The sequence below is a fragment of the Aeromonas sp. SG16 genome, assembly GCF_024436135.1.
Lineage (GTDB): Bacteria > Pseudomonadota > Gammaproteobacteria > Enterobacterales > Aeromonadaceae > Aeromonas > Aeromonas jandaei.
In genome coordinates, this window is sequence record NZ_JANFNW010000002.1 from 334,833 (window position 1) to 359,178 (window position 24,346).

Consider the following 24,346-nt stretch of genomic DNA (forward strand, 5'->3'; position numbering starts at 1 on the left):
CTGAAAAGTGTGGAGGGCCCAGCTTACTCTGTGAGCTGGGTCTCGTCACCCTGCCATCTTTCCGAGCGGTTGCGGCCATTGCCTTTGGCCTGATAGAGGGCGACATCGGCGCGGCGGATCGCCTCGTGCAGCGGGATGGAGTCTGCGTGGGGGTGGTAACCGAGGCTGATGGTGACGGCCAGCTCGGGCACTATGGCACGCCAGTCATAATGCTCTACCTCGAGGCGGATCTGTTCGGCCAGCGCTGCGAGACGAGCGTCGTCACAGCGGGCGACCAGCAGCAAAAACTCCTCGCCACCCCAGCGGATCAGGCAATCCGATGGGCTGAGTTGCTGCTGACAGATCTGCACCAGCCGGATCAGCACGATATCACCCACTCCGTGGCCGAAGCGGTCGTTGACCCGTTTGAAGTGATCCGCATCGAACAGGATCACCCCGACAGGCATCTGTTTTGCCAGCTGGCCACTCTGCTCCTGCTGGGTCAGATAGTGCCGATTGAAGGCGCCGGTGAGCGCATCGTGGCAGGAGAGGTAGTTGAGCTGCAGGTTGAGACGGCGAGATCTCAGGCTGGAGAGGGCCGCCAGCAACATGAAGGCGATGGCGAGCAGGGTCGGTGCCGACTGGCAGGTCAGTGCAATGAGCAGCTCAAACAGGGGGATGCGATGCACCAGTCGCAGCGGTGTATCGCTCAGCGCCTGGGTAAGTTGAAAGCCTCCCTGATTCCAGCGGTACTGATCGTCCGGTGCCAGATGCTGCTGGGGATGGGGATCCGAATTGCTGCAGGCCAGCACCTGATCGTACTGATTGATGAGCAGGTAACCACCGAGCTTTGGGGTGAGCGCCTGCAACTGCTGGTGCAGCCGCGAGAGCAGCACATCCATGCTGATGACCCCCACCAGTGTCGAGCCTTTGTAGAGGGGTTGCGACATGGTGATCATGGTGCCAAGGCCGGCAAAGTCCTCATAGGGGCGTGAGAGAATGGTGGTGCGGCCCGGATTGGGGGTTGCCTGTGCATCCTGCCAGTAAGACTTCTCATAGATGGCATTGGTAAAACGGTACTGGCTGGAGGGGCGCCAGGGGTAGAGGTAGACAAAGTTGTCTGCGCCGGTGAAGTAGACCCAGGCGATCTCCTTGCCGAGGCGCTGGCTGGCGGTGGAGAGCAGGGGCGAGAGACTCAGGGCCAGATGAATGCGAGCTTCCCGCTCGCTGCCACGGGGGGGCAGGGGCCCAAATCCGGTCAGGTTGCCGACCAGCCCTGCGGGCAGGTCGGCTGGCGGGTGATCGAGTGCCAGTCCCTCCGGCAGCTGTTCGAGATGGCGATAGAGCTGGCGGGTCAGTACCGACTGGGGATCGCTGCGCAGTCGCTCTTCGGCCTGTCCGCGCATCGCCTCGAGAAAGGTCTCGGTCTGCTTGAACTGATCGCGCAGGCGAATGGCGCTGTTGGCCGTATCGCTAAGATAGAGGTCCTCTATCTGTTTCAGACTTTGCCGCAGGGTCAGACCAACCAGCAGGATGACGGAGGCAAACAGCAGCCAGGTCAGGCGTGAGAGGAAACGTCGGTCAGACACATTTGGCATAGGCGATTTGGCTATATTGCGAAGAAAACTGTCGCTAGTGTATGCGACTCTGCTGAAAAAGGGATCGAAAAGGCATGATTGCAGTGATCTTGCGCCACTCCTGTTACGTTTTGTCACATTTATACATAGTCACGGCATAGTCTGGGGCTAAAATGGCCCCCAATCAGATTTCCCTCTCTCAACTCTTCATGGATTGCTCGATGAAAATGCGTATCTGGCTGGGCCTCGGCCTGCTCTCTCTGGTGGCTGCCATCTGGTGGGCGGTGGGTCACTTTCAACCGGCAGCCAAGGCCCCGACCCGCGAGATCAATATTCGCACCCAGACCGTCAAGCAGAGTCTGGCTGAGCCGACCCTCAAGCTGGTGGGCAAGCTGGAGGCCAACCGCTCCGTCGTTATCAGTCCCGAGGTGACCGGTCGCATCGTCACCATCGCCGTGAAGTCCGGGCAGGGCGTCGCCAAAGGGGAGACCCTGATCGCCCTCGACAACGGCAAGCAGCGCGCCGAGCTGGCCGAGCAGAGCGCCAGCCTGCGCGACGAGCACCGCAAGCTTAACGAGATGCGCAAGCTGGTCGCCCGTGGCGCCGTCACCCAGTCGGTGCTGGAGGGGCAGGAGGCTACCGTCGATCAGGTGCAGGCGCGCGTCGATGCCGCCCGCTACGAGCTCTCCCTGCGTAACTTGCAAGCACCGTTTGCTGGTACTGTCAGCCTGATTGATCTCAGCGAAGGGGCGCTGGTCAATAGCGGCGATACCCTGCTGCACCTCGACGATATCGACACCCTGCGCCTCGATCTGGCGGTGCCGGAGCGCTACCTCGCCCTGCTGCGCCCCGGCATGGCGGTGACGGCGACCAGCGCAGCCTGGCCGGATCAGCACTTCAACGGCACCCTCACCACCCTCGACAGCCGCATCTCCAACGAGACCCAGAACATCAAGGCACGGGTCGAGTTGCCCAATCACAACGGCCAGCTGCGCCCGGGCATGCTGCTCAACGTCGAGCTCTCGCTCCCCTCCCGCCAGCTCACCCTTATTCCTGCCCAGTCGGTGGAGTATGCCGGCGAGCAGCGCTTCGTTTACCGCCTCGAGGCCGATGGCCGGGTCAAGCGGGTGCCGGTGGTGCTTGGCGAGACCGAGGGGGAGACCGTCTGGGTCACCGAGGGGCTGAAAGTCGGCGATCGCATCGTGGTCGAGGGGCTGGTCAATCTGCGTGATGGCGCCAAGGTCCGCGATCTGGCGGAGGTAAACGGCTGATGTGGCTCTCCGATATTTCAGTGCGCCGCCCGCTGGTGGCGGTGGTGCTCAGCGCTCTGCTCACCGTGTTCGGTCTGGTCGCCTTCAGCAAGTTGACGGTGCGGGAGATGCCCGATGTACAGACTCCGTCGGTCACCATCACCACCACCTATGAGGGGGCAGCGCCGGCGGTGATGGAGAGCCAGGTCACCAAACCCATCGAGGATCAGCTCTCCGGCATCAGCGGCATCAAGAACATCAACTCGGTGACCCGCAAGGGTCGCTCGATGATCACGGTGGAGTTCAAGCTCGGCTGGAACATGGTGGAGGGGGTCTCCGATGTGCGCGATGCCCTGACCCGCGCCAAGAGCAAGCTGCCGGAGGATGCCGACGATCCGCTGGTGACCAAGGATAGCGGCAGTGGCGATGTGGCGGTCTGGCTCAACTTCAGCAGCAGCCAGATGGATCGCACCGCCATGACCGATTACGCCAACCGGGTGCTGGTCGACCCCCTCAGTCTGGTGGACGGGGTGAGCGAAGTGGAGCTCTCCGGCGATCTCACCCAGGTGATGTATGTGCGGCTGCGCCCCGCTGACATGGCGGCGCGCGGCGTCACGGTGGCAGATGTGCAGGATGCCCTCAAGCGCGAGAACATCGAGCTGCCGGGCGGCGAGATCCGCAACAACTCCATGACCATGTCGGTGCAGATTGCCCGGCTCTACCACACGGCTGAAGATTTCCAGCAGTTGCAGGTGCGCACCGCCGCCAACGGCCAGAGCGTCTATCTCTCCGACATCGCCGATGTGGAGGTAGGGGCCAAGAACGAAGACAGCGCCTACCAGCGCAACGGCCGCGAGAGTCTGGGTATCGGCATCGTCGCCCAGTCCACCGCCAACCCGCTGGCGGTGGCACAGGGGGTGGAGAAGAAGCTGGTGGAGATGCAGCGCTTCCTGCCGGAGGGGGCCAAGCTGGAGGTCGATTACGACTCCACCATCTTTATCAAGCAGGCCATCGACGAGGTGTATGAAACACTGGCCATCTGCGCCGTGCTGGTCGTGGCGGTGCTCTATCTGTTCCTCGGTCAGGGGCGCACCACCCTTATTCCGGCCATCACGGTACCTGTGTCGCTGATTTCAGCCTTTATCGGCGCCTGGTATCTCGGCTTTTCCATCAACCTCATCACCCTGCTGGCCCTTATTCTCGCCATCGGTCTGGTGGTGGATGATGCCATCGTGGTGGTGGAGAACATTCACCACCATCTGCAACGGGGTGAGCCCCCTCTGCTGGCGGCCTGGCACGGCACCCGCGAGGTGGGCTTTGCGGTCATCGCCACCACTGCGGTGCTGGTGATGGTCTTTATTCCCATCGCCTTTATGGATGGCATGGTGGGCCGGCTCTTTACCGAGTTTGCCATTCTGCTCTCTTTGGCGGTGCTCTGCTCCTCGCTGGTGGCGCTGACCCTCACCCCGGCCATGGGCTCCTGGCTGATGCGCCCGCTCGACAAGCCAAACCGGCTGACGGCGGCCCTCGATCGCGGCCTTGGCTGGGTGGAGGGGCACTATCGCCGCCTGTTGCAGGGGCTGCTGCGCCGCTCGCGCTGGATGCCGCTGGCGCTGCTGCTTTGTCTGGCCGGTATCGGCGCCCTCTTTACCCAGCTGCCGAGCAGCCTCACCCCGACCGAGGATCGCGGCGTGGTCTTCGTCTTCGTCAAGGGGGCGGAGGGGACCAGTATCGAGCGGATGAAGCGCAACATGCAGCAGGTGGAGTCCGCCATCATGCCGATGCTGGGCAAGGGGGTGGTCAAGGCGATGAGCTTCAGCACCCCCGCCTTTGGCCGTGGCGGTGATCAGACCGGCATGGTGATCATCCAGCTCACCGACTGGGCCGAGCGCGACATCACCGCCACCCAGTTCTCCCGCTCGCTCGGGGCCAAGCTCGCCGGCATTCCCGACGTAATGATCCGCACCTTCCAGCCGGGCTTTCGGGGCGGCTCCACCGCGGCGGTGCAGTTCGTGCTGCAGGGCAACGACTATGCCGAGCTCTACCAGCAGGGGCTGGAGCTGCAAAAAGCGGCGCAGGCCAGCGGCCTGATGATAAGCCCGGATCTCGACTACGCCGAGAAGACCCCGGAGCTGCAGGTGACCGTCTCGCGCGACAGCGCCAGCCAGCTCGGCATTCCGGTCTCCACCGTCGCCAGTACTTTGCAGGCGATGCTGGGCGGGGTGAGCAAGACCACCTATGTGGACAGGGGCGAGGAGTATGACGTCTACCTGCGCGCCAACCAGAAGGAGTTCAACGGTATCTCCGATCTTGGCCGCATCTACCTGAAAGCGGCCAATGGCGAGATGGTGAGCCTCTCGACGCTGGCGACGGTGAAGCAGGTGGCGACCGCCAACCGCCTCAACCACTACCAGCGCCAGAAGGCGGTGACCCTGACCGCCGACGTGGCACCGGATCACACTCTGGGCGAGGCGCTCGACTTCCTCGACGGCTGGGCCAACGAGCATCTGCCGAGCGGCATGACGGTTGATTACGCCGGTGACTCCAAGGATTACCGCGACAATCAGGGGGAGATGGCGATGGTCTTTGGCCTCGCCCTGCTGGTGGTCTATCTGGTGCTGGTGGCCCAGTTCGAGAGCACCCTCACCCCGACCGTGGTGATGATGACGGTGCCGCTCGGCATCTTCGGCGGCCTGCTCGGCCTCTGGCTGACGGGGCAGGAGATGAGCATCTACAGCCAGATCGGCATGATCATGCTGATCGGCATGGTGACCAAGAACGGCATCCTCATCGTCGAGTTCATCAACCAGCTGCGCCAGCGCGGGGAGGGGTTCGAAGAGGCGATCATCGCAGGCTCGGTGCGCCGCCTGCGGCCGATCCTGATGACCTCGCTCACCGCCATTATCGGCGCGGTGCCGCTGATGCTCTCCATGGGGGCGGGCTACGAGAGCCGGATGGCGGTGGGGACCGTGGTCTTCTTTGGACTGTCGCTGGCGACTCTGGTTACCCTGCTGGTGGTGCCCGCCACCTACCACCTGATTGCCCGCCACGCCGGTATGACCGGGCAGCGGGATCAGCAGGTAGACGAGGCGCTGGCCGCCAAATTGACCGCCAAAGGGGAGGGGGACGAACAGACCCCGGCCCACTGACGACTGCCGTCAGGGGTGAGCGTTGCCAACAAGGGCGCCTGCGGGCGCCCTTGCTTTTGGCCGATTGCAGGTGGAGTTGCTGGCTGAATGGATGGCCAGCCCTTATCCCGTGCGAACTCTGGGGGCAAAAAGCCATCGCCCCCCTTGGCCGCAACCGGTATAATGCGCGACCCGAATTGTTCCAGGTGGTTAAAATGCAGCCGGTTACCAACCTTTTTTCCTATCCCCGCTATTGGGCCGAGTGCTACGGCACGGCGCCCTTCCTGCCCATGTCCCGCAAAGAGATGGACAAGCTCGGTTGGGACAGCTGCGACGTCATTCTGGTGACGGGGGATGCCTACGTGGATCACCCGAGCTTCGGCATGGCGGTCATCGGCCGCATGCTGGAGGCGCAGGGCTTTCGGGTCGGCATCATCGCCCAGCCGGACTGGTCATCGAAGGATGACTTTATGCGTCTGGGCAAACCGAACCTCTTCTTCGGGGTGACCGCGGGCAATATGGACTCCATGATCAACCGCTACACCTCCGACAAAAAGCTGCGCCACGACGACGCCTATACCCCGGGGGATGTGGGCGGCAAGCGGCCGGATCGCGCCACACTGGTCTATACCCAGCGCTGCAAGGAGGCCTTCAAGGAGGTGCCGGTCGTCATCGGCGGCATCGAGGCATCCCTGCGCCGCATCGCCCACTACGACTACTGGTCCGAGACCATCCGCCGCTCCATCCTGCTCGATGCCAAGGCCGATATCCTCATCTACGGCAACGCCGAGCGGCCGCTGGTGGAAGTCGCCCACCGCATCGCAGCGGGGGAGACCATCGACACCATGCAGGATATTCGCGGCACCGCCGTGATCCGCAAGGAGCCGCTGCCGGGCTGGAAAGGGGTGGATTCGAGCAAGCTCGACCAGATTGGCCGCATCGATCCCATCCCCAACCCCTATATGGAAGGGGCGCCCTGCGCCGATGACGCCAGCGAAGCGGCACCCGCCGCGCAAGAGGCCAAACCCGTGCTGGTGCAGCCGGCCAAGCCCAAGCCGTGGGAGCTGACCTACGTCAAGCTGCCCGCCTATGAGCGGGTCAAAGAGGACAAGGTGCTCTACGCCCACGCCTCGCGCATTCTGCACCACGAGACCAACCCCGGCTGCGCCCGCGCCCTGGCGCAGGCTCACGGCGATCGCATCGTCTGGGTCAACCCGCCCGCCTTCCCGCTCGAAACCGAGGAGATGGACGGCGTCTTCGGCCTGCCCTACCAGCGGGTGCCGCACCCCGCCTATGGCAAGGAGAAGATCCCCGCCTTCGACATGATCAAGACCTCGGTCAACATCATGCGCGGCTGCTTTGGCGGCTGCTCCTTCTGCTCCATCACCGAGCACGAAGGGCGCATCATCCAGAGCCGCTCGGAAGAGTCGATCCTCAAGGAAATCGAAGATATCCGCGACAAGGTGCCGGGCTTTACCGGCGTCATTTCGGATCTCGGTGGCCCCACCGCCAACATGTACAAGCTGCGCTGCAAGAGCCCCAAGGCCGAGCAGACCTGCCGTCGCGCCTCCTGTGTCTGGCCCACCATCTGCCCGCACATGGACACCGACCACAGCCCGACCATCAACCTCTATCGCAAGGCGCGCGACCTCAAGGGGATCAAGAAGATCCTCATCGCCTCCGGCGTGCGTTACGACATCGCGGTCGAAGATCCCCGCTATATCAAGGAGCTGGCCAAGTACCACGTCGGCGGCTACCTCAAGATCGCGCCGGAACACACCGAGGAGGGACCGCTCTCCAAGATGATGAAGCCGGGCATGGGCAGCTACTACCAGTTCAAGGAGCTGTTCGACAAATACTCCAAAGAGGCGGGCAAGCAGCAGTACCTGATCCCCTACTTCATCTCCGCCCACCCGGGCACCACAGATGAAGACATGGTCAATCTGGCGCTCTGGGTCAAAGAGAACCGCTTCAAGCTCGATCAGGTGCAGAACTTCTACCCGTCGCCGCTCGCCAACGCCACCACCATGTATTACACGGAGAAAAACCCGTTAAACAAGGTGAGCCGCGAAGGGGGCGATGTCTTTGTCGCCAAGGGCGAGCGCCGTCGCCGCCTGCACAAGGCGCTGCTGCGCTACCACGACCCCGCTGGCTGGCCGATGATCCGCGAAGCCCTGCTCGCCATGGGCAAGGGCCACCTGATTGGCAACGGTCCCGGCTGTCTGGTGCCGCCGGAAGGGCGCAACGAGCGCGCTGCCAGCGGCAAGGGGCTGAAACCGGCCCTGACTCGCCACAGTAACATTGCCCATCAGCGTGGCAACGGCGCAGGCAACAAGGCTGCGGGCCAGAGCAACGGCCAGCACGCCAACAGCAGCGCCAACAAGAGCGGCAAGGGTAACGGAAAGCCGCTGGGCTCCGAGCTCAAGCTGGGGAACGGCAAGCCCGCCGGACAAGGCGCAGGTCATAGTGCTGGTAAGAGTGCAGGCAAGGGCAAACCGACCGGTAAACCCGCCCACAAGGGCAAGGCGCCGACCCGCGCCGGTTCTGCCAAACCCGCCACTCAAGGCGGCAAGCCTGCGGCCAAAGGCAATGGTGCCAAGCGACCGGCTCGGTGAGTTTCCTGATTGGAAAGCGATTTAAATAAAAAGGCGACAGGATGGTCGCCTTTTTATATAGTTATATTTTCAGTCTGTGATTATTTATTGAAGAACACTAGCTAAACATTTATCACATTCATGCCTTACATAGTCTGGAATTAAATCAAATTGAGATGGGTCTAACTGACATATATATTCATTTTCAATATGATATGTTTCGTTTATAAATTTTCTAATTACAGAATTGCTAGTATTTAAACCAAATGGTTCAAATAATCTAAACACTTGCAGCTTTTCATAGTTATTACTACAATCTTTATATAATGCAGTAAGTTTAGAAATATCGCCAATACTTGAAAGTAAAGTAGGGTAATCAAATTGAGGTATCAAATTTTTGATATTTAAACACCCCGATTCATATTTTTGTTCATCCATTATTGGTGAGCTCTCATCTGCATTCAGAGACTCCCTTGTATCAATAGGCTTTTCTCTCAAATGTAATAGATTGGAAAGAATTTGATATTCATCGCCTATATTGTCAGTGATTTCATAATATCGACGTAAATAAATTAACTTTAGGATTATGCTTTTTTCTGACGCTAAGATACCTTTACATATTTGGGTAAATGTTTTAATGTCTGACTTAGTGATGTGTTGTTCTTTTATTTCACCATCAATATATCTTAAGTAAGAAGCATTAACTTGATTAGAAAACTGAGAAGAGACTGATTTTACTGTATCAATAATTGGTTCAACATCGTGAGTTAACATTAAAACAGTCTCGCCTTTCAAACAGTCTTTCGTTTCACGTCGGAATAACATCTCTAAAATGGCATATTTTTTATTTTTATCAAATGATGATATTGGGTCATCTAGAATAATTAAATCCGGTTTTTTTGCTAAACATTCATACATAAACAAGACGATAGCAAAAGCATTTCTTTCACCAAAACTTAAGTGTTGATCTCCACCACTAAGAAATTCATCATGATCAACGTGCATTAATCTAAGCTGTGCTTTTTCATCATCACCATTTAGTTGAACTGAATATTTATAACCAGCATATGCGAGAAAGTTATTAATATCAGATTGATGCTTATAAATTAATTTCTGCATGCCACTTCTTTGAATTGCAATTTTCCCTTGAAGGTGACCTGCTTGCTTAGATACCTCATCAATAGAATTATTTATTGATGCCAATGATACCCTTGTTTTCTCTGAGTCAATATCAGAAAAGAACTGTAAATTTAGTTTATAGCCATCTAGTATTTCGGATACTTTATCACCAGTTTTAAAGTCAAAGCCATTTAACTGTTTCAATTTATGTAATTTATTAACTAGCAGATCAATCTGTTTTTTAATATTTTTAAGAAAATCCTCATGTTCTTCCTCTAAGCAATTAGGCAATGTTGTTATGATGTTTAATTTTTCTTTTGCCTCATCAGAGAAATACTCACCTAGTTTTCCAATTACATTAATTATGGAAACGAGATTTTTAATTACATTCTTATCATACTCTTTACCTACTAGCTCGATAGTATCTTTCTTACCTGATATTTGTTCGGTACAGAATGGGCAGCATTCAGAAAGACTATAGAAATCCTTTAACCCCTTTGTTTGCCAGTCAATCCAGTTGACATTATTTGTGCTAGATATAAATGGTTTGTATGCTTCAAGCCCTTGTGGAATATGTTGTATTTTATTCCCTGCAGATAGAGCTTTCATTCCTGTGGAGCTTTTTGAAAGTCCTGATTTAGTTATTTTAAATGCATCGCTTAATTCAGTGAGATTTTTTATGAAAGTATCTAAATCAACATTATCAAGAAATAGCACTTTAATTTTATTTACTATCTCTTCTATCTCTGATTCTGTTTTACGATAGGCTTCATTTTTAATGAAGATATCAAAGCTATTGCTAATCAATTCATCCTTTTGAAATGTAAATTGATTTACATACTCTTCGTTAAAACACATAACGCCATTGATTGCCGATGTGTTATTTATTTCTGGTTTCAAAGAATCAGGGTTTTCTTTTCTTAATTTAAATGGAAGTAATTCCGATATTCTATCTACGCTGTTTGCACTATAAAGAATCGCTTTTGCTATAGTGCTTTTACCTGTGCCATTAGGCGCAAACTTTATGTTAAGCTTTTTTTCTACGATAGTTAGTTCAGCATTGTCAATGCTATTACAGTTTCTTATTTGTATCTGCATATAAATATCCCCATAATATTTTAACTAAATACAGTTTATTGGTAAGGGGAATCTGGTACATCCACCTTTTTGAGCAAGGCGTAACGCCACCAAATATCATGCTACTGCTCATGGATTACTTGCTCCGTTGACCTGCGCTGGCAGCAACCCATCGCAACTCAACAGGTTCTGGATGGCCATGGTAAGCCAAACGAAACTGCCGAGGCGAGCCTTAAAATGATGTAACTATCAGAAACGTCTCGTTTTTTGACCTCTATCAAACTCTTCATTCTCTGCGACCTTGCGCTAACCGGACAGTGATCGGGCGCTGGCTGCTGGCCATTCTGCGGTTATGGCCGGGTGCTGGCACCCCTTAAATTGTTTTACTGGTGCAACGAATCAGCGAGCAGCTGTTGCGCAGGCGGAACAATCAAGGGTCTGTACAAGCAGGGCAACAGGGGCGGGGAGGGAAAAGCAGGAAGTCCGGTAGAGTTAAAACCCCCGGCTGGCGCGCTTTACATCAGGTGGTGCCATTTGGTGCAGGGAGTGGTCGATTTAATGGCAGTGGGTGACTAGACTAGCTTGGTCTTCTTATGAGACCTATTAAATCTGTTTACTGTTAACCATAACCGGAAGGATCCGACATGAAAGCGATGACTGCAGCCCTTTTACTCCCCCTGATTCCCCTTGCCGTTCAGGCGGGGGCGCCCGTGTGGATCACGATTGGGGCCGATAGCGGGGTTGAACTCAAGCAGGTCAATGCCAAGCTCTCCCCCCTGTTCAGTGCCAGCGGGGCGCCCGTCCAGCTGGCCCAGATTGAGGCAAGCGAGCTTGGATCCCTCTCGCACCTGATGCACGAAGGGCACCAGCGCTGCGGTGGCTATGTGGTGCACACGACCCTGGCCGATGCGCTGCAGAGCATGGCCCAGCCCCTTAGCCAAAACCTGTTCAGTGCACCGCCGTTGACCCAGGGGGCCAGTGTCAACCGGCTGCTGCCCCATCTGGATCAAGGCAATATCGCCAGCACCATCAGCAAGCTATCCGGCTGGCGCAACCGCTACTACACCACCCCCACCGGCACGCAATCCGCCGACTGGGTAGCCAGCCAGTGGCAGAGCCTCGGCAGCACCCTGCCATGGGCCAGCGTCAGCCGGGTCAAACATAGCGGTTACCCGCAACAATCGGTGGTGCTGACCCTCAAGGGGAGCCGCTATCCTGACGAAGTGGTGGTGCTCGGTGGCCATCTCGATTCCACCGCAGGCTCGGCCCCCAACAGCAAGACGCTGGCCCCCGGCGCCGATGATGACGCCTCCGGCATCGCTACCCTGACCGAGGTGCTGCGGGTCATCGCCGAACAGGGCCGCCAGCCGGAGCGTACCCTGCAATTTATCGGCTATGCGGCAGAGGAGGTAGGCTTGCGGGGCTCCAAGGATATCGCCAGCCGCTACAAGGCGGCCAACACCAGGGTATTGGCCGCGCTCCAGCTGGATATGACCAACTACAAGGGCTCGGCGAACGACATCGTCTTTATGACCGACTACACCGACAAGGGGCTGACCGGCTACCTCACCCAGCTGATCGATGCCTACCTGCCGCAAGTCAGCTATGGCTATGACAGCTGTGGCTATGGTTGCTCGGATCACGCCTCCTGGCACAATCAGGGCTACCCCGCCGCCATGCCGTTCGAGTCACGCTTTAGCGAATACAACCCCAGGATCCACACGGCGCAGGATACGTTGCAAAACTCGGATCCCTCGGCTGGCCACGCACTCAAGTTTGCCCAGCTGGCGACCAGCTTTGCCGTCGAAATGGGCAAGATAAACTGAGACACAGGCCGCTGCGCAAGCCAAAAGGAGGGACGTCTCGACTTCCTTCCTTTTTTCTATCTTCTGTGCGGCCTTGCCCCCGTCATACAAAAAGCCCCGAGAGCTGGCGCTTTTGGGGATGAGGAAAAAACCCGCAAGGTCGTTATCCCCAGTCGTCCTTATTTCAGGTAACGCTTGCTCAATACCACGCCAGCAGTGCATCGAATATGCGGGTATGGCGCACCTGCAGGTTGTCCACCTTGAGCGCAATGGTGGCGCTATAGAGCTGGGCACCGGGCTCGTCATAAGAGTGCACCAGATAGTTTTTGTGGCGACAGGCTTCATAGAGGGAGAGGCTTTTTCTCGCGCAGTGGCCGAGAAACAGCACGGCGCCAAGGCCGATCATCAGGCCGCAGATATCCAGCAGATTGATATCCAGCAGATTGACGGCGGGCAGGGCAAATTGAGCCTCGGCTTGCAGGGCGAGTTCATAGAGCGACACGGCAAACATGGCGCCGCAGAGCAACAGTTTGATACGGGCGAGGCGGGTGAGCTTGCCCTGCATTATTTCCGGCGAGACAAAGTAGAGGTTCTCCAGATGCCGTCTCTGCTCCGTGATAAGGATCCCGCGCACATTGACATCCACCTCGACCTGAGTTGATTCGCGATAGACCAGCCCCGCTTTTTCCCAGTCGTTGGCCAGCATGGCAACCAGCACCGGATAGAGCACCACGGCGAGGCCGCAATAGATCGGCAGCGCATTGTATCCGCTGGATATCAGCCCAGCTGACAAAATGGCGAATATATAGGGCGACAGGGCCCTGACAGCAATTGATGATTTCATCGCTATATATCCATAAATAACGCGTCTTATAGGGGCTGATAGCGCACAGGCCATCATGGCCGTCGCCAATAAACGGCAGCAGCCAAACAGGGCTTGGTCAGCGGTAATCCATTCCGGCAAATAGCCTGCAACAGCCCTTTGCACGGCAGCAGGGACAAGAGCGCCATGGTAAGCCAAACGAAGCCATCATGACTGTGAGCTGGACACCATAAGAGCCTGAAAAGCTCTCTTGGCGGGCATCTACCCGCAGCCCATGCCAGCCAACCGCCGCTAGTAGCCAAACCCTGATTTTTGCGCAGGTGAAACACAAATCACTTAAAGCGTTACATAGGTGAAACGATTGGCCGCAGGCAGGGGCGAACCAAGGGGGAGGGGCGAGGTAAATTATCCCCCCGATCATCGGCTAACAGCGGCCAAAAGAGGCAAGGGGAGTCGGCCCCAAGACCAGCAAGGGTGGGGCCTGGCGCCGATCGGCTGGTTGGCGGAAAAGGGCGGCAAAGCGCGTCCTGCGCGGGCTGGATAACCCCATGAAATATCTGGTTACACTCTTCCCGCCCTATTGATTGAATAGTGATTGAATATCGACGGGCGGGGTGTGAAGATGCGCGCCACTTGCCTTGGCGAGACCTATATAACAAGCGACGGCGGTGAGGCTGGCGGCAGACGCTCCGGCCCCCACCGCGGCGAAAACCCGGGCCGGGATGGCCTCATTTTGTGAGTTCAGGTTCCATGAAAAAACTGTTTCTGTTATTGCCAGCTCTGCTGCTGACGGCCTGTGCCGGCAGCATGACCTCTGTTGACAAGACCAGCCCGGAAGGGCGCAAAGTGGTTATTGGTCAGTTCCCGCCCAAGCCGGAGAACAACTGCACCCTCAAGCACAACGAAGAGATGCCGATGAACCTGCTGGAGCGCTACAGCACCGCCGGCATGCTCAACTCCTACATGAACAACAGTCAGGAGAGTCTCAAGGTCGCCGATGCCAAGCAGGCCAACTACGTTCACATCTATCTGCCGGCGCAGAAGATGCTGTTCGGGGTGATCGATCTTAACTACAACGACAAGCCGCGCATCACCTACTACGACTGCCAGTCCCTCAAGGGGCTGTCACGGGGCTGATGCCCGCAGGCCGCCGCGCGGCGTGTAGTGCATGCAACAGATGCAGAGACGGGGGCGACCAGCGGGTCGCCCCTGCTGTTTTTGGTGCAGCCGATGGAGGCGGCCCGAGGGGAGTGTTACCCTGTCGGCCAGTTTGCATTGCCGGGTTGCCGCAAGAGTCGTTGCCGTAGCCCCTTCACACGCTTGCCATATAAAACAAGGAGTTGTCATGCGCATTGCCATGATTGGTCTGGGGGATATCGCCCAAAAAGCCTATCTGCCGCTGCTTGCCAGCGATGAGCGGGTCACCCCGCTGCTCTGCACCCGCAATCCAGCGGTGCTGGAAAAGCTGGCCCGCCAGTATCGGGTCGCCGAGTGCTTTACCGATGTGGCGGCCATGCTGGCCAGCCGCCCCGACGCCGTGATGATCCACGCCGCCACCGCCGTCCATCGCGAGCTGGCCGAGCAGTGCCTGCGGGCAGGGATCCCCACCTTTGTCGACAAGCCCCTGTGCGACAATCTGGCCGAGGCCGAGGCGCTGGCCAATCTCGCCATCGCGCAAGATTGCGCCCTCTTTACCGGTTTCAACCGCCGCTATCTGCCCGCCATGGCCGAGGCGCGCGCCCAGCCGCTCACCGAGCTTAACTGGCAGAAACACCGCTTCGCCCTGCCGGGTAAGGCGCGGGATTTTATGTTCGACGATTTTATCCATGTGCTCGACAGCCTCTGTTTCTATGGCGGCGTGCCGGGCGGCGACTTTCATGCTGTATTGCGCCCCTGTGCGCAGGACAACAGCTTGCTGGCCGGGGTGAGCATCAGCTGGCAGAGCGGCGATCGCGCCATCAGCGGCAGCATGAACCGCAGCACCGGGATCACCGAGGAGCGCATCGATGCCTACGGTGACAACCTCTCCCTGCACCTTGAGAACTGTACCCGCGGCAGCATCGCCCGCGACAAGCAGGCACAGATGCTTAGTCCCAACGACTGGCAGCCGGTGCTGGCCCAGCGCGGCTTTGCCGCCATGCTGGAGCACTGGTATCAGCAGATTGAGATCGGCAAGGCAGATAGCGAGCTGATCGCCTCCTACCTGCACGGTCACCGGCTGGCAGAGCAACTGGTCGCGCTTGCGGTTTAACGAATAGAGGTGGAAAAATGATAACTACCATGCTGAGTGATATGACATCCTTGGTAGTTTTATTGCACTGGCAAGAATCATATTCCATATCGGACAGGATACTTGGTTCTTTGTTACACTCAAATTCATCTCAAGGTGAATAAAAGTTATTATTCGAGGCGGTGTTATGGGATGGGATATTACTTATCACCCAATCAGTAAAGAAGAAGTTCATTCAATTTATTTTAAAGGTCTGCAAGATCTTGAGCATTACAAGACCATTGCTTCGCAATTTGGAGTGGATGATTTTTATACTGAACAATTAAAGTCAAGATTCGAAGAAGCGAGAACTATCGAAAAAGATTTGCCTTTTAACAAAGGTCATGCCTTTTATATAGCAATTATTTCTGGGTTTTTACGCAAACATCATTACCTCAGAGGAGCTGGATTTTCATTTTTAGCTGATGATAAATTAATGTCACGCTATGTTAGTGACTGGAAACAATTAGTGCCAGAAGATTTTAAAAACTGCGTATTTGATAATCGCCTGACAGAAAATTACTGTGGAGGTGTTTTCTTGTCCAACGAGGCACTGAAAGCATTACGCAGTGATTACAGTTGTAACTCTGCAGTTCGTGACAAACTGGACGATGTTTTTTCTCATGGTCGTCTGGATATATTTTGGCGTGCAGTTGATGACGCTATAGAAAATGACCTGGCACTGGTTGAGGCGACAGAAATAGTTGAGCCGAATCCACTAGATTTGAACTCAACTCGAAGTTTGACAAATTTATTTAATTGTTATCCTGATGGAGCCTTGCTGTATGCAGAGGCGAGCCTTGAACAACTTGCTCAGATAGAAAGTATGACTGAGCCAGTAACACAAGAAAAAAAGAAGGGATTCTTTGCAAGGTTGTTTGGTAGATAAATGGCTTTTGGTTGCCAACAACGAATGGAATGGGCGGTGCTTTTGCTCCGCCCGCTTTATGGGATCAGATGCATTTGACCGGTTTGGGCAGGCCGCCAATCTTGGTTGCCTGCTTGGCTGGGCCTTCCGGGAACAGCTTGTAGAGGTAGCGGCTGTTGCCCTTCTCGGGGCCGTACTGCTTCTCCATCGCCTTGACCAGCGCGCGGATGGCGGGGGAGGTGTTGAACTCCAGATAGAAGGCGCGCACAAAGCGCACCACTTCCCAGTGCGGCTCCTCAAGCGTGATCCCCTCCTGCGCGGCCAGTACCAGCGCCAGCTCCTCGCTCCAGTCGTTGCTGTTGAGCAGATAGCCCTTGGCATCGGTCTCGATGAGTTGGCCGTTGAATTCCAGCTGATGTTTTTCGGACGCAGACATGAGGGCTCCTCGCTAATGGGGCTATCAGGATTGGGCGGGCATGGTAGCGCCTTGATCCCCGGTGAGCAACCGGCTCTCGTTGGCCAGATGCAGCAGCTGATCCGCCAGCTCGCTGATCAGGTTGAGCTGCTGGGTCAGCATCAGCTGCTCCTCGCTGCTATCCGGGCTGCTGTCCGTGCAAAGAATCGGACACTGACCACCGATGGAGCTGGAGGGGTTGCCCGCCAGATGACCGGCGGCCTGCTCCAGGGTGTGGCAGATGTGGTGGCGCACCTCATCCAGCCCGCTGATGGCCTCCAGCTTGTCGCGATGGGCTCCCAGCGCCGAGATGTAGGAGAGCAGGGCGTGGTTGCGCCAGGTGAGGGTAAAGCAGAGATCGAGGAAGCGGCGGCGCTTTTGCGGCTCCACCAGCATGCTCTGCCAGGCGGTGGCCAGCTCGCTGTCTGCCAGATGGGCGCTCTTGCGCGCCACCCGATAGTCGATGGACTCGTCCCGCTGCTGCTTGAGGCTCGCCAGCACCGCCGAGAGGTAGCGGGCGTTGGCCGAGAGCGAGTTGGCGATCAGGGTCGGCAGCCGCTTGTACTGCCAGTCCGGCCAGAGCCAGGCCACCAACCCGTAAGAGATGAGGCAGCCGAGCAGGGTATCGAGCAGACGGGGCCCCAGAATGGCAAAGCCGATGCCATCGAGCAGGTTGAACGCCATCAGCACGTAGAGGGTGATAAAGCAGACCGCGGCGCTGTAGTTGTTGCGCACTTGGGTGAAAAACAGGAAGGCGGCCAGCCCCATCACCACCAGCTGGACGTGCAGCTCGGGGAAGAGCCAGAGCACCGGAATACCCACCAGAATACCGGCGAAGGTGCCGAGCATCCGCTGCACCAGTCGGCGGCGGGTGGCGCTGTAGCTGGGCTGGCAGACAAACAGCACGGTCAGCAAAATCCAGTAGCCCTTTTCCAGATCAAAGGCTTGCAGTATGCCGTAGCCGATCACCAGCCCCAAGGAGAGGCGCAGCGCATGGCGAAACACCATGGAGTGCAAGGTGAGGTGCTGCTTGAGCTGGGTCAGCAGCGGCAGGCGGGGCGGGCGCGCCAGCGCGGGCAGCTCCTGCTCCGGCTGCCCGGGATTTTGCAGCACTTCGGCGCTGCCGAGCAGCTGGTTGATGCTGGCCAGATTGCGGCGCAGGAACTTCATCGGCGTCAGCAGGGTTTTCGGGTAGTGCTGCTTGAGATTGGTGAACTCCAGCTGATCGCCGAGGGCCTCCAGCGTCCAGTGAATGCGCTTGTTATGGGCGTAGGGCTTGTGCACCAGAATGGCGTAACCGAGCCGCTGGCATGCTTCGGAGAGCTGCAGGAACACCTCCTGAAATCCTTCCAGTACGATGCCCTGCTTGAGCTCCGCTTCCAGCCGGCTGTAGGGGTAGTGGCTGGAGGTTGCACGCTCGTGAATTTCCAGCGCCAGCAGGTAGAGACGCAGCAGGCTGGCAAGCTCGGGGCTCGCCGGATGGCGGCGGCTCAGGCGGGCGTTGAGGGCCGATTTGGTGAGGGTCAGCGCGCTCACCAGATTGATGTTGAGCTGGGCCAGATTGTGGCGAATGGCCTGGGCGCCGTGCTCGTCCGCCGGGAAGAAGCGGGATTTTTCCAGCAGGTAGCGGCCAAGGGCGAAGTAGCTCTGGGCCAGCTGCTCGTGCAGGGTCTTGTAGGGCAGCAGCCAGAGCCAGATAAACGAGACCAGCCCGTACCAGAGGGCGCCGGCGCCGAGCGCCAGCGGTTGGTAGAAAAGGTCCGGCGCCTTGGCGGCGCCCAGCATGGTGTAGATGGCGATGAGCAGCGAGCCGAAGCTGATGGTGGCATAGCGGGCGCCGAGCGCCCCCACCATCACGAAGATAAAGGTGGAGCTGGCGAGCCCGATGGCAAACAGCCAGGGGGTGGGGTAGAGATACTGCACGCACAGGGACGCAAACATGAAGCAGATAAGCGTCATGGCGAGGTTTTTAAGGCGTCCCCACAGGCTGTCGTCGGTTTCGGCGATGGCGCCGGCCACTACCCCGAGGGAGAGCAGCACGGTGAGCTGGATATTGCCGGTGGCCAGGGTGAAGGCGAGCAGACCGAGAATGGCCAGCAGCACCTTGAGGGCGAAGTAGATGTGACTATCGGTCAGCAGTCGGCGCAGCAGGCCAGAGAGATCCATCGGCATGAAACAGGAACAACCCTTGAACGAAACGAGGGCAGGATGTTACCCCGCCAAGCGAGAAGCGGCCCTGATTTGGATCAGGGCCGCTTCGCATCATATCCTTGATTTGCAACTTATCCTGACAGAAACAGGAGCCAATAAAAACCCCGCCGAAGCGGGGTTTTTGATTAGTTGCGGTTGCCGCCAAGCAGGCTCAGCAGGCTCAGGAAAATGTTGTAGATGGAGACATACAGGGTGACTGTGGCGGAGATGTAGTTGGTCTCGCCGCCGCGCACGATCTGCTGGGTAGTAAGCAGGATGGCCCCGGAGGAGAAGAGCATGAACATGGCGGAAAGAGCCAGGCTCAGGGCGCTCATCTGCAGGAAGATGTTGGCAATCATGGCCACCAGCAGTACCCAGAAACCGACGAACAGCATACCGCCGATGAAAGAGAGGTCACGCTTGGTAGTCAGGGCGTAGGCCGACAGACCGAAGAAGGTGAGCGCGGTGCCGCCAAGGGCAGTCATCACGATCTCGCCACCACCATTGTTCATATACATGTTGATGATGGGCCCCAGGCTATAGCCCAGCAGACCGGTCAGGGCGAAGGTGAATACCAGGCCCATGCTGTTGTTGCGGTTCTTCTCGGTCAGGAACATCAGACCGTATACGCCGATGAGGAAGATGGCCCAGTGCAGCGGCGGCATGTTCATTACGGTCGCGATGCCCGCCACCACGGCAGAGAAGCCGAGGGTGAGGGAGAGCAGCATATAGGTGTTACGCAGCACCTTGTTGGTATCGCGTGCGGCACTCTGGGTGCCGGTGTAGATAGAACGGGTATCCATCTTGGGTGTCCTCTTGGTGTCCTGTTGAGGCGGCGAGCGGCCGTCTCGTCATCACTTAAAGCCTAAGCATTCTATGAAGAACAAATAGGGATGACGAGGAACAATTTCAAGCCACCTGCCATTTTGCTCCCGCACACTATCCCACAGGAAATATGTATTGCATATGAACAAGCGCTTGACGTAGTATGCTCGCCGTTCGGAGGGGTGGCAGAGCGGCTGAATGCACCGGTCTTGAAAACCGGCGATGGGCGACCATCCGTGGGTTCAAATCCCACCTCCTCCGCCATATTCAAAGAGAAAGCCCAAGCGGTCACCCGCTTGGGCTTTTTCGTATCTGCGATTTCCGGCCGAAAATGGCCTTGAATGAAGGCGCCGACAAAGCGCCCTGGCTCTTTATGTCCTAGACCAGAATGACCTGCACATTTTTGGCTTTGATCTGCTCGATAACCTCTTTATCCGCATCCTTGCCGGTGATCAGAATGTCGATCTTGCTGGCGGCGCAAAACAGCATGCCTGCCCGCTGTCCCACCTTGCTGCTGTCAGCCAGTACCACCAGCCGGCCGACGTGGTTGAGCATCTTCTGCTCCGCCATGGCGGTCAGCATATCCATCTTGTAGAGACCATCGGCGGTGACACCCTTGCCGCTGGTAAACATCCAGTGCCCGGCATAGAGGGAGGAGATCTCGTCCTGCGGTGCCAGGGTGATGGATTGCGACTTGTTGTATTGACCACCGATGATCACCACGCCGTCATGGTCATTCTCGATCAGGTAGTTGGCGAGCGGGAAGTAGTTGGTGATGACCTGAACATCCTGTCCGCAGATCTCCTGACCCAGCACGAAGGCGGTGGAGCCACAGTTGATGACCGCGCTTTCCCCCGGTTTGATCAGCGCAGCCGCCGCCTGGGCGATGCGCACCTTTTCGCTGTGATTGAGGCTTTCATTGCTGTCGAGAGGAGACCAGTGGGCCTTTCTGGCCTGCATCAGGGCTTCGGCCCCGTTGCGCACCTTGCGCAGCTTGCCGGAGTCATTGAGCTTGTTGATATCGCGGCGCGCAGTAGCCGGAGAAATATCAAAGGCTTGCATTATGCTGTTGACCGACAGATGACGTTTCTGATTGAGCAGTTCCAAAATGGCGTTATGGCGATGTGCTTCTGTCATATCATGCCTGATGATGATTGAATCTGATTGGGTGGTGATTATATCGCGCATAGGTGTCGATGACAGCAACCTTGTTAACTCTTCTGATAATGGGCGTTCAGGCGATCGCCAGACCGGCTTGCCGCGCGTGTTCGGCCAGTCGCCCCTTGGCCGTTTTCAGGTTGCTGGCCCACTCTTCATCCCTGGCCCACATCTCCAGCACTAAGGGGCCGTTGTAACCGATTTTTGCCAGAGTGTGGAAAATGGCGGCAAAGTCGACCTCTCCTTCGCCAATGACCAGATCACGGAACTGCCCGCTGCAACTGGCCGTTACCTTGCGGGTGTCTTTGAGGTGGATCTGCACGATATGGTCTGCACTCAATTGCAGCTCGGTGCAGGTGTCATAGTTCCAGCCGGTGATATTGCCGACATCCGGATAGGCCATGAAGTAGGGGGAGGGGATCTGCTTTTTCAGCACCTCGAATTTGCTGAGGGAGTTGAGATAGGGGGTATCCATGATCTCCACACCCAGCATGATGCCTGCCCGTTCCGCCATTTTGGCTGCCGCCTTCATCCCGTCGATGAAGTGGCGGTGGGTCTCGTCGCTTTGCGGTTCGTAATAGACGTCGTAGCCCGCCAGCTGGATGCAGCGAATGCCGAGCTTGTACGCCAGATCGATCGCTTTTTCCATGATGATGGCCGCCTGCGCGCGGATGGCCGGATCCTGCGAACCAAACGGAAAGCGGCGATGGGCGCTCAGGCACATGGAGTGCAACGGCAAGCTGTGCTGCTCGCACAAGCGTCTGAGCTGATAGATTTCGCTATCTGACCAGTCGAGCCGTTGTAGTTTTTCATCTGATTCATCAATGGATATCTCGATGAAATCAAAGCCAAGCTCCTTGGCCGACAGAATTTTCTCTTGCCACTCCAGCGCGGAGGGCATCGCTTTTTCATAAAGGCCGAGGCGTAAGGCATGGTCAAAGTGGTGCATACAAGCTCCTGCAGTCAGATAGGGAAATAGCGGTTCAATACCTCGAGGATCCCGCCCTCGTCATTGCTCTCGCTGGTGACCCGGTTGGCCATCTGCTTGATCTCCGGCTCGGCATTGGCCATGGCGATGCCCATCCCCGCGAGGCAGAGCATGGAGGTGTCGTTGTGGTTGTCGCCGATGGCGACCAGTCGAGCCGGGCTGATCCCTTGCTGGTCCAGATAATCCTGCAGTCGCGCTCCCTTGCTGTTGCCGCGGCGGGCAAAATCGACCCGATTGGCCCATGACTGCTCGCCACTGAAGTGTTCGCGTACCCAAGGGTGATGTGAGAAGGCCTGAATGGCGGTGATCTCTCCCTCGGCCACGAACTTCCAGACATGGCTGCTGTTGGCCAGCTCCTCTTCAAACGAGTCAACACTGGCTACCTGCGGCTGGATCGGCGGCGCAAAGCCACTGGCCCACTGCTGCAGGGCCGCCACGTAGCGCACCGGCTGATGAGCGGAGTAGACCATGCGGTCAGTGACATACATGACGAGGTTGAGCCGGTACTCCCTTGCCAGCGCGATAAATCGCTGTGCCAGCTGATGGGGAATGGCGTTCTCTGCCAGCACTACGCGCCGGTCGTAGTCGTAAACGTAGGTGCCGTTGCAGCAGATGATGGGAGTGGTCAGCCCCAGTTCGTGGTGATAGGGGTGGGCGGCTGTGTGGTGTCTGCCGGTGACCAGCATGACGGTGGTCTGCTCCTTGATCCTCATGATGGCCTCTTTGACGGCCGGCATGATGGTGTGAGCACTGGTCAGGGTGGTGCCATCGAGATCGAGGGCCAGGGCGTGATAGCGCATCGTCTGATCTTCTTGTTATCCGGTGAGGTGGGGGTAATAGAGGGGGTGATTGAGATGACAGCTTTGCTGGCCCATCTCCATCACCATCCCTCGTATTACCCGACGTCTGACAGGGCGTGCTTACAGGAAGGATTTGTAAGGCAGCTCCGGCTCATCGATGAAGATGTCATCGAACCCGCGCGGGTGCTGGTAGTGCAGCTTGCTCTGGTCGGTCGGGAAGGTGTATTTGCCACCGACTTGCCAGAAGAAGGGGCTGAAGCGATAGCCGAGGCGATCTTTTTTCATGTTCCAGAGCACTTCGATCTCGCGGGGATCGCTTTGGAAGTTGGCCCAGATATCGTGGTGGAACGGGATCACCACCTTGGTGTTGAGGGACTCCCCGGCCCGCAAGATGTCTGATGAGGTCATCTTGTCGGTCACGCCGCGGGGGTTCTCGCCATAAGAGAGCAGCGCCACATCGATCTGGTAGTCATTGCCATGCTTGGCGTAGTAGTTGGAGTAGTGAGAATCACCCGAGTGGTAGAGGTTGCCCCCGGATGTCTTGACCAGATAGTTCACTGCCCGATCATCCATGCCATCCAGAATGCTCTTGTCGGTGGAGGAGACCCCCGCCGGCAGGGTGACCAGCGCGGTACGGTCAAAGGCATCGAGTACCTGGATCACGATATCGCCCACCGGGATCTCGTCACCTACGCGGGCTACCACGCAACGCTCGGCAGGCACCCCCCAGCGCAACCAGAGGTCGACACAGGCTTTCGGGCCGATGAACTTCACATGCTCCCCACAGTTTTGCAGCACGGCAGCCGCCACATTGACGTCGATATGGTCGGCATGATCGTGGGTAGCGAGCACTGCATCGATATCTTTAATCCCGAAAGGATCGAGCACGAAAGGTGAGGTTCTCAGGTTGGGTTGCAGCTTGCGCACGCCCCCCATCCGCATCATCTGGTGCTGCTTGTTCATGTAGGGATTGCCATGGGTTCGCTTGCCCGTGCCGCACCAGAAGTCGATGGAGATGTTGGTATTGCCAGCAGACTTCAGCCAGATACCGGTGCAACCCAGCCACCACATGGCGAAGGTATTCGGTTTGACCTCTTCCTGCTCAATCTCTTCATTCAGCCAGGTGCCCCACTCGGGGAAGGTGCTGAGGATCCACGATTCACGGGTGATTTCTTCAATCTTGCTCATCTCACATACCTTTCTGATTTGGATGGTTCACACAGTGGTGATTCATCGGGTGATGACATGACTTGCATGGTTGCGAGCCAGTGATTTGCTTTGATTGGTTGTGACTATATTACTCGCTTTTGTGATTATCAATGATTGTGGTGATTGTTTTGTGAGATTAATTGCGGCACATCACAATCAAGAGGTGAGCATGTTTTTAAGTGGTTGTATTTATTGGGTTTACTTATTTGCTGCCTATTTCAAGGGATTCTTTG

The 24,346-nt window shown here is 56.9% G+C and carries 17 protein-coding genes and 1 tRNA gene; 8 read left to right on the forward strand and 10 right to left on the reverse strand.

Annotation, left to right across the window (positions count from 1 at the left end):
• Nucleotides 1-23 precede the first annotated feature (23 nt).
• Nucleotides 24-1,577 carry a sensor domain-containing diguanylate cyclase gene (locus NOM67_RS08665; RefSeq protein ID WP_255935908.1) on the reverse strand — a complete coding sequence of 518 codons (1,554 nt, stop codon included), beginning with the start codon at nucleotides 1,575-1,577 and terminating at the stop codon, nucleotides 24-26.
• A 200-nt stretch (nucleotides 1,578-1,777) separates the two neighbouring features.
• On the opposite strand from NOM67_RS08665, the gene NOM67_RS08670 reads away from it, so the two are divergent.
• The 3 genes from NOM67_RS08670 (at nucleotide 1,778) to NOM67_RS08680 (ending at nucleotide 8,549) form a co-directional block, all read left to right on the forward strand.
• Nucleotides 1,778-2,827 (forward strand): efflux RND transporter periplasmic adaptor subunit, encoded by a 1,050-nt coding sequence (locus NOM67_RS08670; protein WP_201910285.1) that lies wholly within the window; start codon nucleotides 1,778-1,780, stop codon nucleotides 2,825-2,827.
• Nucleotides 2,827-5,955, forward strand: a complete 3,129-nt coding sequence (locus NOM67_RS08675; RefSeq protein WP_041208206.1) for an efflux RND transporter permease subunit — start codon at nucleotides 2,827-2,829, stop codon at nucleotides 5,953-5,955. Before NOM67_RS08670 ends, NOM67_RS08675 begins: the two co-directional genes overlap by 1 nt.
• A 194-nt stretch (nucleotides 5,956-6,149) precedes the next feature.
• On the forward strand, nucleotides 6,150-8,549 hold the full coding sequence (locus tag NOM67_RS08680) for a YgiQ family radical SAM protein (protein ID WP_255935909.1): 2,400 nt from the start codon (nucleotides 6,150-6,152) through the stop codon (nucleotides 8,547-8,549).
• Nucleotides 8,550-8,633: 84 nt separating this feature from the next.
• On the opposite strand, the gene NOM67_RS08685 is transcribed toward NOM67_RS08680, so the two are convergent.
• Nucleotides 8,634-10,745: an AAA family ATPase gene (locus NOM67_RS08685; protein ID WP_255935910.1), complete on the reverse strand. Its 2,112-nt coding sequence runs from the start codon at nucleotides 10,743-10,745 to the stop codon at nucleotides 8,634-8,636.
• Between the two features lie 623 nt (nucleotides 10,746-11,368).
• Between NOM67_RS08685 and NOM67_RS08690 the strand changes: the two genes are divergently transcribed.
• Nucleotides 11,369-12,550: a M28 family metallopeptidase gene (locus NOM67_RS08690; protein WP_108614072.1), complete on the forward strand. Its 1,182-nt coding sequence runs from the start codon at nucleotides 11,369-11,371 to the stop codon at nucleotides 12,548-12,550.
• A 178-nt stretch (nucleotides 12,551-12,728) separates the two neighbouring features.
• Here the strand turns inward: NOM67_RS08690 and NOM67_RS08695 are convergent, their stop codons facing one another.
• Complete coding sequence (locus NOM67_RS08695; RefSeq protein WP_255935915.1) at nucleotides 12,729-13,373, reverse strand: hypothetical protein; 645 nt, start codon at nucleotides 13,371-13,373, stop codon at nucleotides 12,729-12,731.
• Nucleotides 13,374-14,102: 729 nt separating this feature from the next.
• Between NOM67_RS08695 and NOM67_RS08700 the strand changes: the two genes are divergently transcribed.
• From NOM67_RS08700 to NOM67_RS08710, 3 genes are all read left to right on the forward strand, one after another.
• Complete coding sequence (locus tag NOM67_RS08700) at nucleotides 14,103-14,489, forward strand: hypothetical protein (protein WP_043849411.1); 387 nt, start codon at nucleotides 14,103-14,105, stop codon at nucleotides 14,487-14,489.
• A 208-nt stretch (nucleotides 14,490-14,697) separates the two neighbouring features.
• Entirely contained in the window at nucleotides 14,698-15,603 is a 906-nt protein-coding gene (locus NOM67_RS08705) for a Gfo/Idh/MocA family protein (protein WP_255935918.1), read from the forward strand.
• 166 nt (nucleotides 15,604-15,769) lie between these two features.
• The gene (locus tag NOM67_RS08710) at nucleotides 15,770-16,510 is read left to right on the forward strand and encodes a hypothetical protein (RefSeq protein WP_255935920.1); all 741 of its coding nucleotides are present in this window, start codon (nucleotides 15,770-15,772) and stop codon (nucleotides 16,508-16,510) included.
• Nucleotides 16,511-16,574: 64 nt separating this feature from the next.
• Here the strand turns inward: NOM67_RS08710 and NOM67_RS08715 are convergent, their stop codons facing one another.
• From NOM67_RS08715 to NOM67_RS08725, 3 genes are all read right to left on the reverse strand, one after another.
• Nucleotides 16,575-16,925, reverse strand: a complete 351-nt coding sequence (locus NOM67_RS08715) for a TusE/DsrC/DsvC family sulfur relay protein (RefSeq protein ID WP_019446869.1) — start codon at nucleotides 16,923-16,925, stop codon at nucleotides 16,575-16,577.
• Between the two features lie 24 nt (nucleotides 16,926-16,949).
• The gene (gene yccS, locus NOM67_RS08720; RefSeq protein WP_255935922.1) at nucleotides 16,950-19,115 is read right to left on the reverse strand and encodes a YccS family putative transporter; all 2,166 of its coding nucleotides are present in this window, start codon (nucleotides 19,113-19,115) and stop codon (nucleotides 16,950-16,952) included.
• A gap of 164 nt (nucleotides 19,116-19,279) precedes the next feature.
• Complete coding sequence (locus tag NOM67_RS08725; protein WP_033113039.1) at nucleotides 19,280-19,936, reverse strand: Bax inhibitor-1/YccA family protein; 657 nt, start codon at nucleotides 19,934-19,936, stop codon at nucleotides 19,280-19,282.
• Nucleotides 19,937-20,134: 198 nt separating this feature from the next.
• Here NOM67_RS08725 and NOM67_RS08730 point away from each other — a divergent pair.
• Nucleotides 20,135-20,222, forward strand: a tRNA-Ser gene (locus NOM67_RS08730).
• 114 nt (nucleotides 20,223-20,336) lie between these two features.
• On the opposite strand, the gene ulaR is transcribed toward NOM67_RS08730, so the two are convergent.
• From ulaR to ulaG, 4 genes are all read right to left on the reverse strand, one after another.
• The gene (gene ulaR, locus NOM67_RS08735; protein WP_021229102.1) at nucleotides 20,337-21,095 is read right to left on the reverse strand and encodes an HTH-type transcriptional regulator UlaR; all 759 of its coding nucleotides are present in this window, start codon (nucleotides 21,093-21,095) and stop codon (nucleotides 20,337-20,339) included.
• Between the two features lie 97 nt (nucleotides 21,096-21,192).
• On the reverse strand, nucleotides 21,193-22,065 hold the full coding sequence (locus tag NOM67_RS08740) for an L-ribulose-5-phosphate 3-epimerase (RefSeq protein ID WP_255935927.1): 873 nt from the start codon (nucleotides 22,063-22,065) through the stop codon (nucleotides 21,193-21,195).
• Between the two features lie 14 nt (nucleotides 22,066-22,079).
• On the reverse strand, nucleotides 22,080-22,904 hold the full coding sequence (locus tag NOM67_RS08745) for a Cof-type HAD-IIB family hydrolase (protein ID WP_255935930.1): 825 nt from the start codon (nucleotides 22,902-22,904) through the stop codon (nucleotides 22,080-22,082).
• 120 nt (nucleotides 22,905-23,024) lie between these two features.
• On the reverse strand, nucleotides 23,025-24,092 hold the full coding sequence (ulaG, locus tag NOM67_RS08750) for an L-ascorbate 6-phosphate lactonase (protein WP_021229099.1): 1,068 nt from the start codon (nucleotides 24,090-24,092) through the stop codon (nucleotides 23,025-23,027).
• Nucleotides 24,093-24,346: the final 254 nt, after the last annotated feature.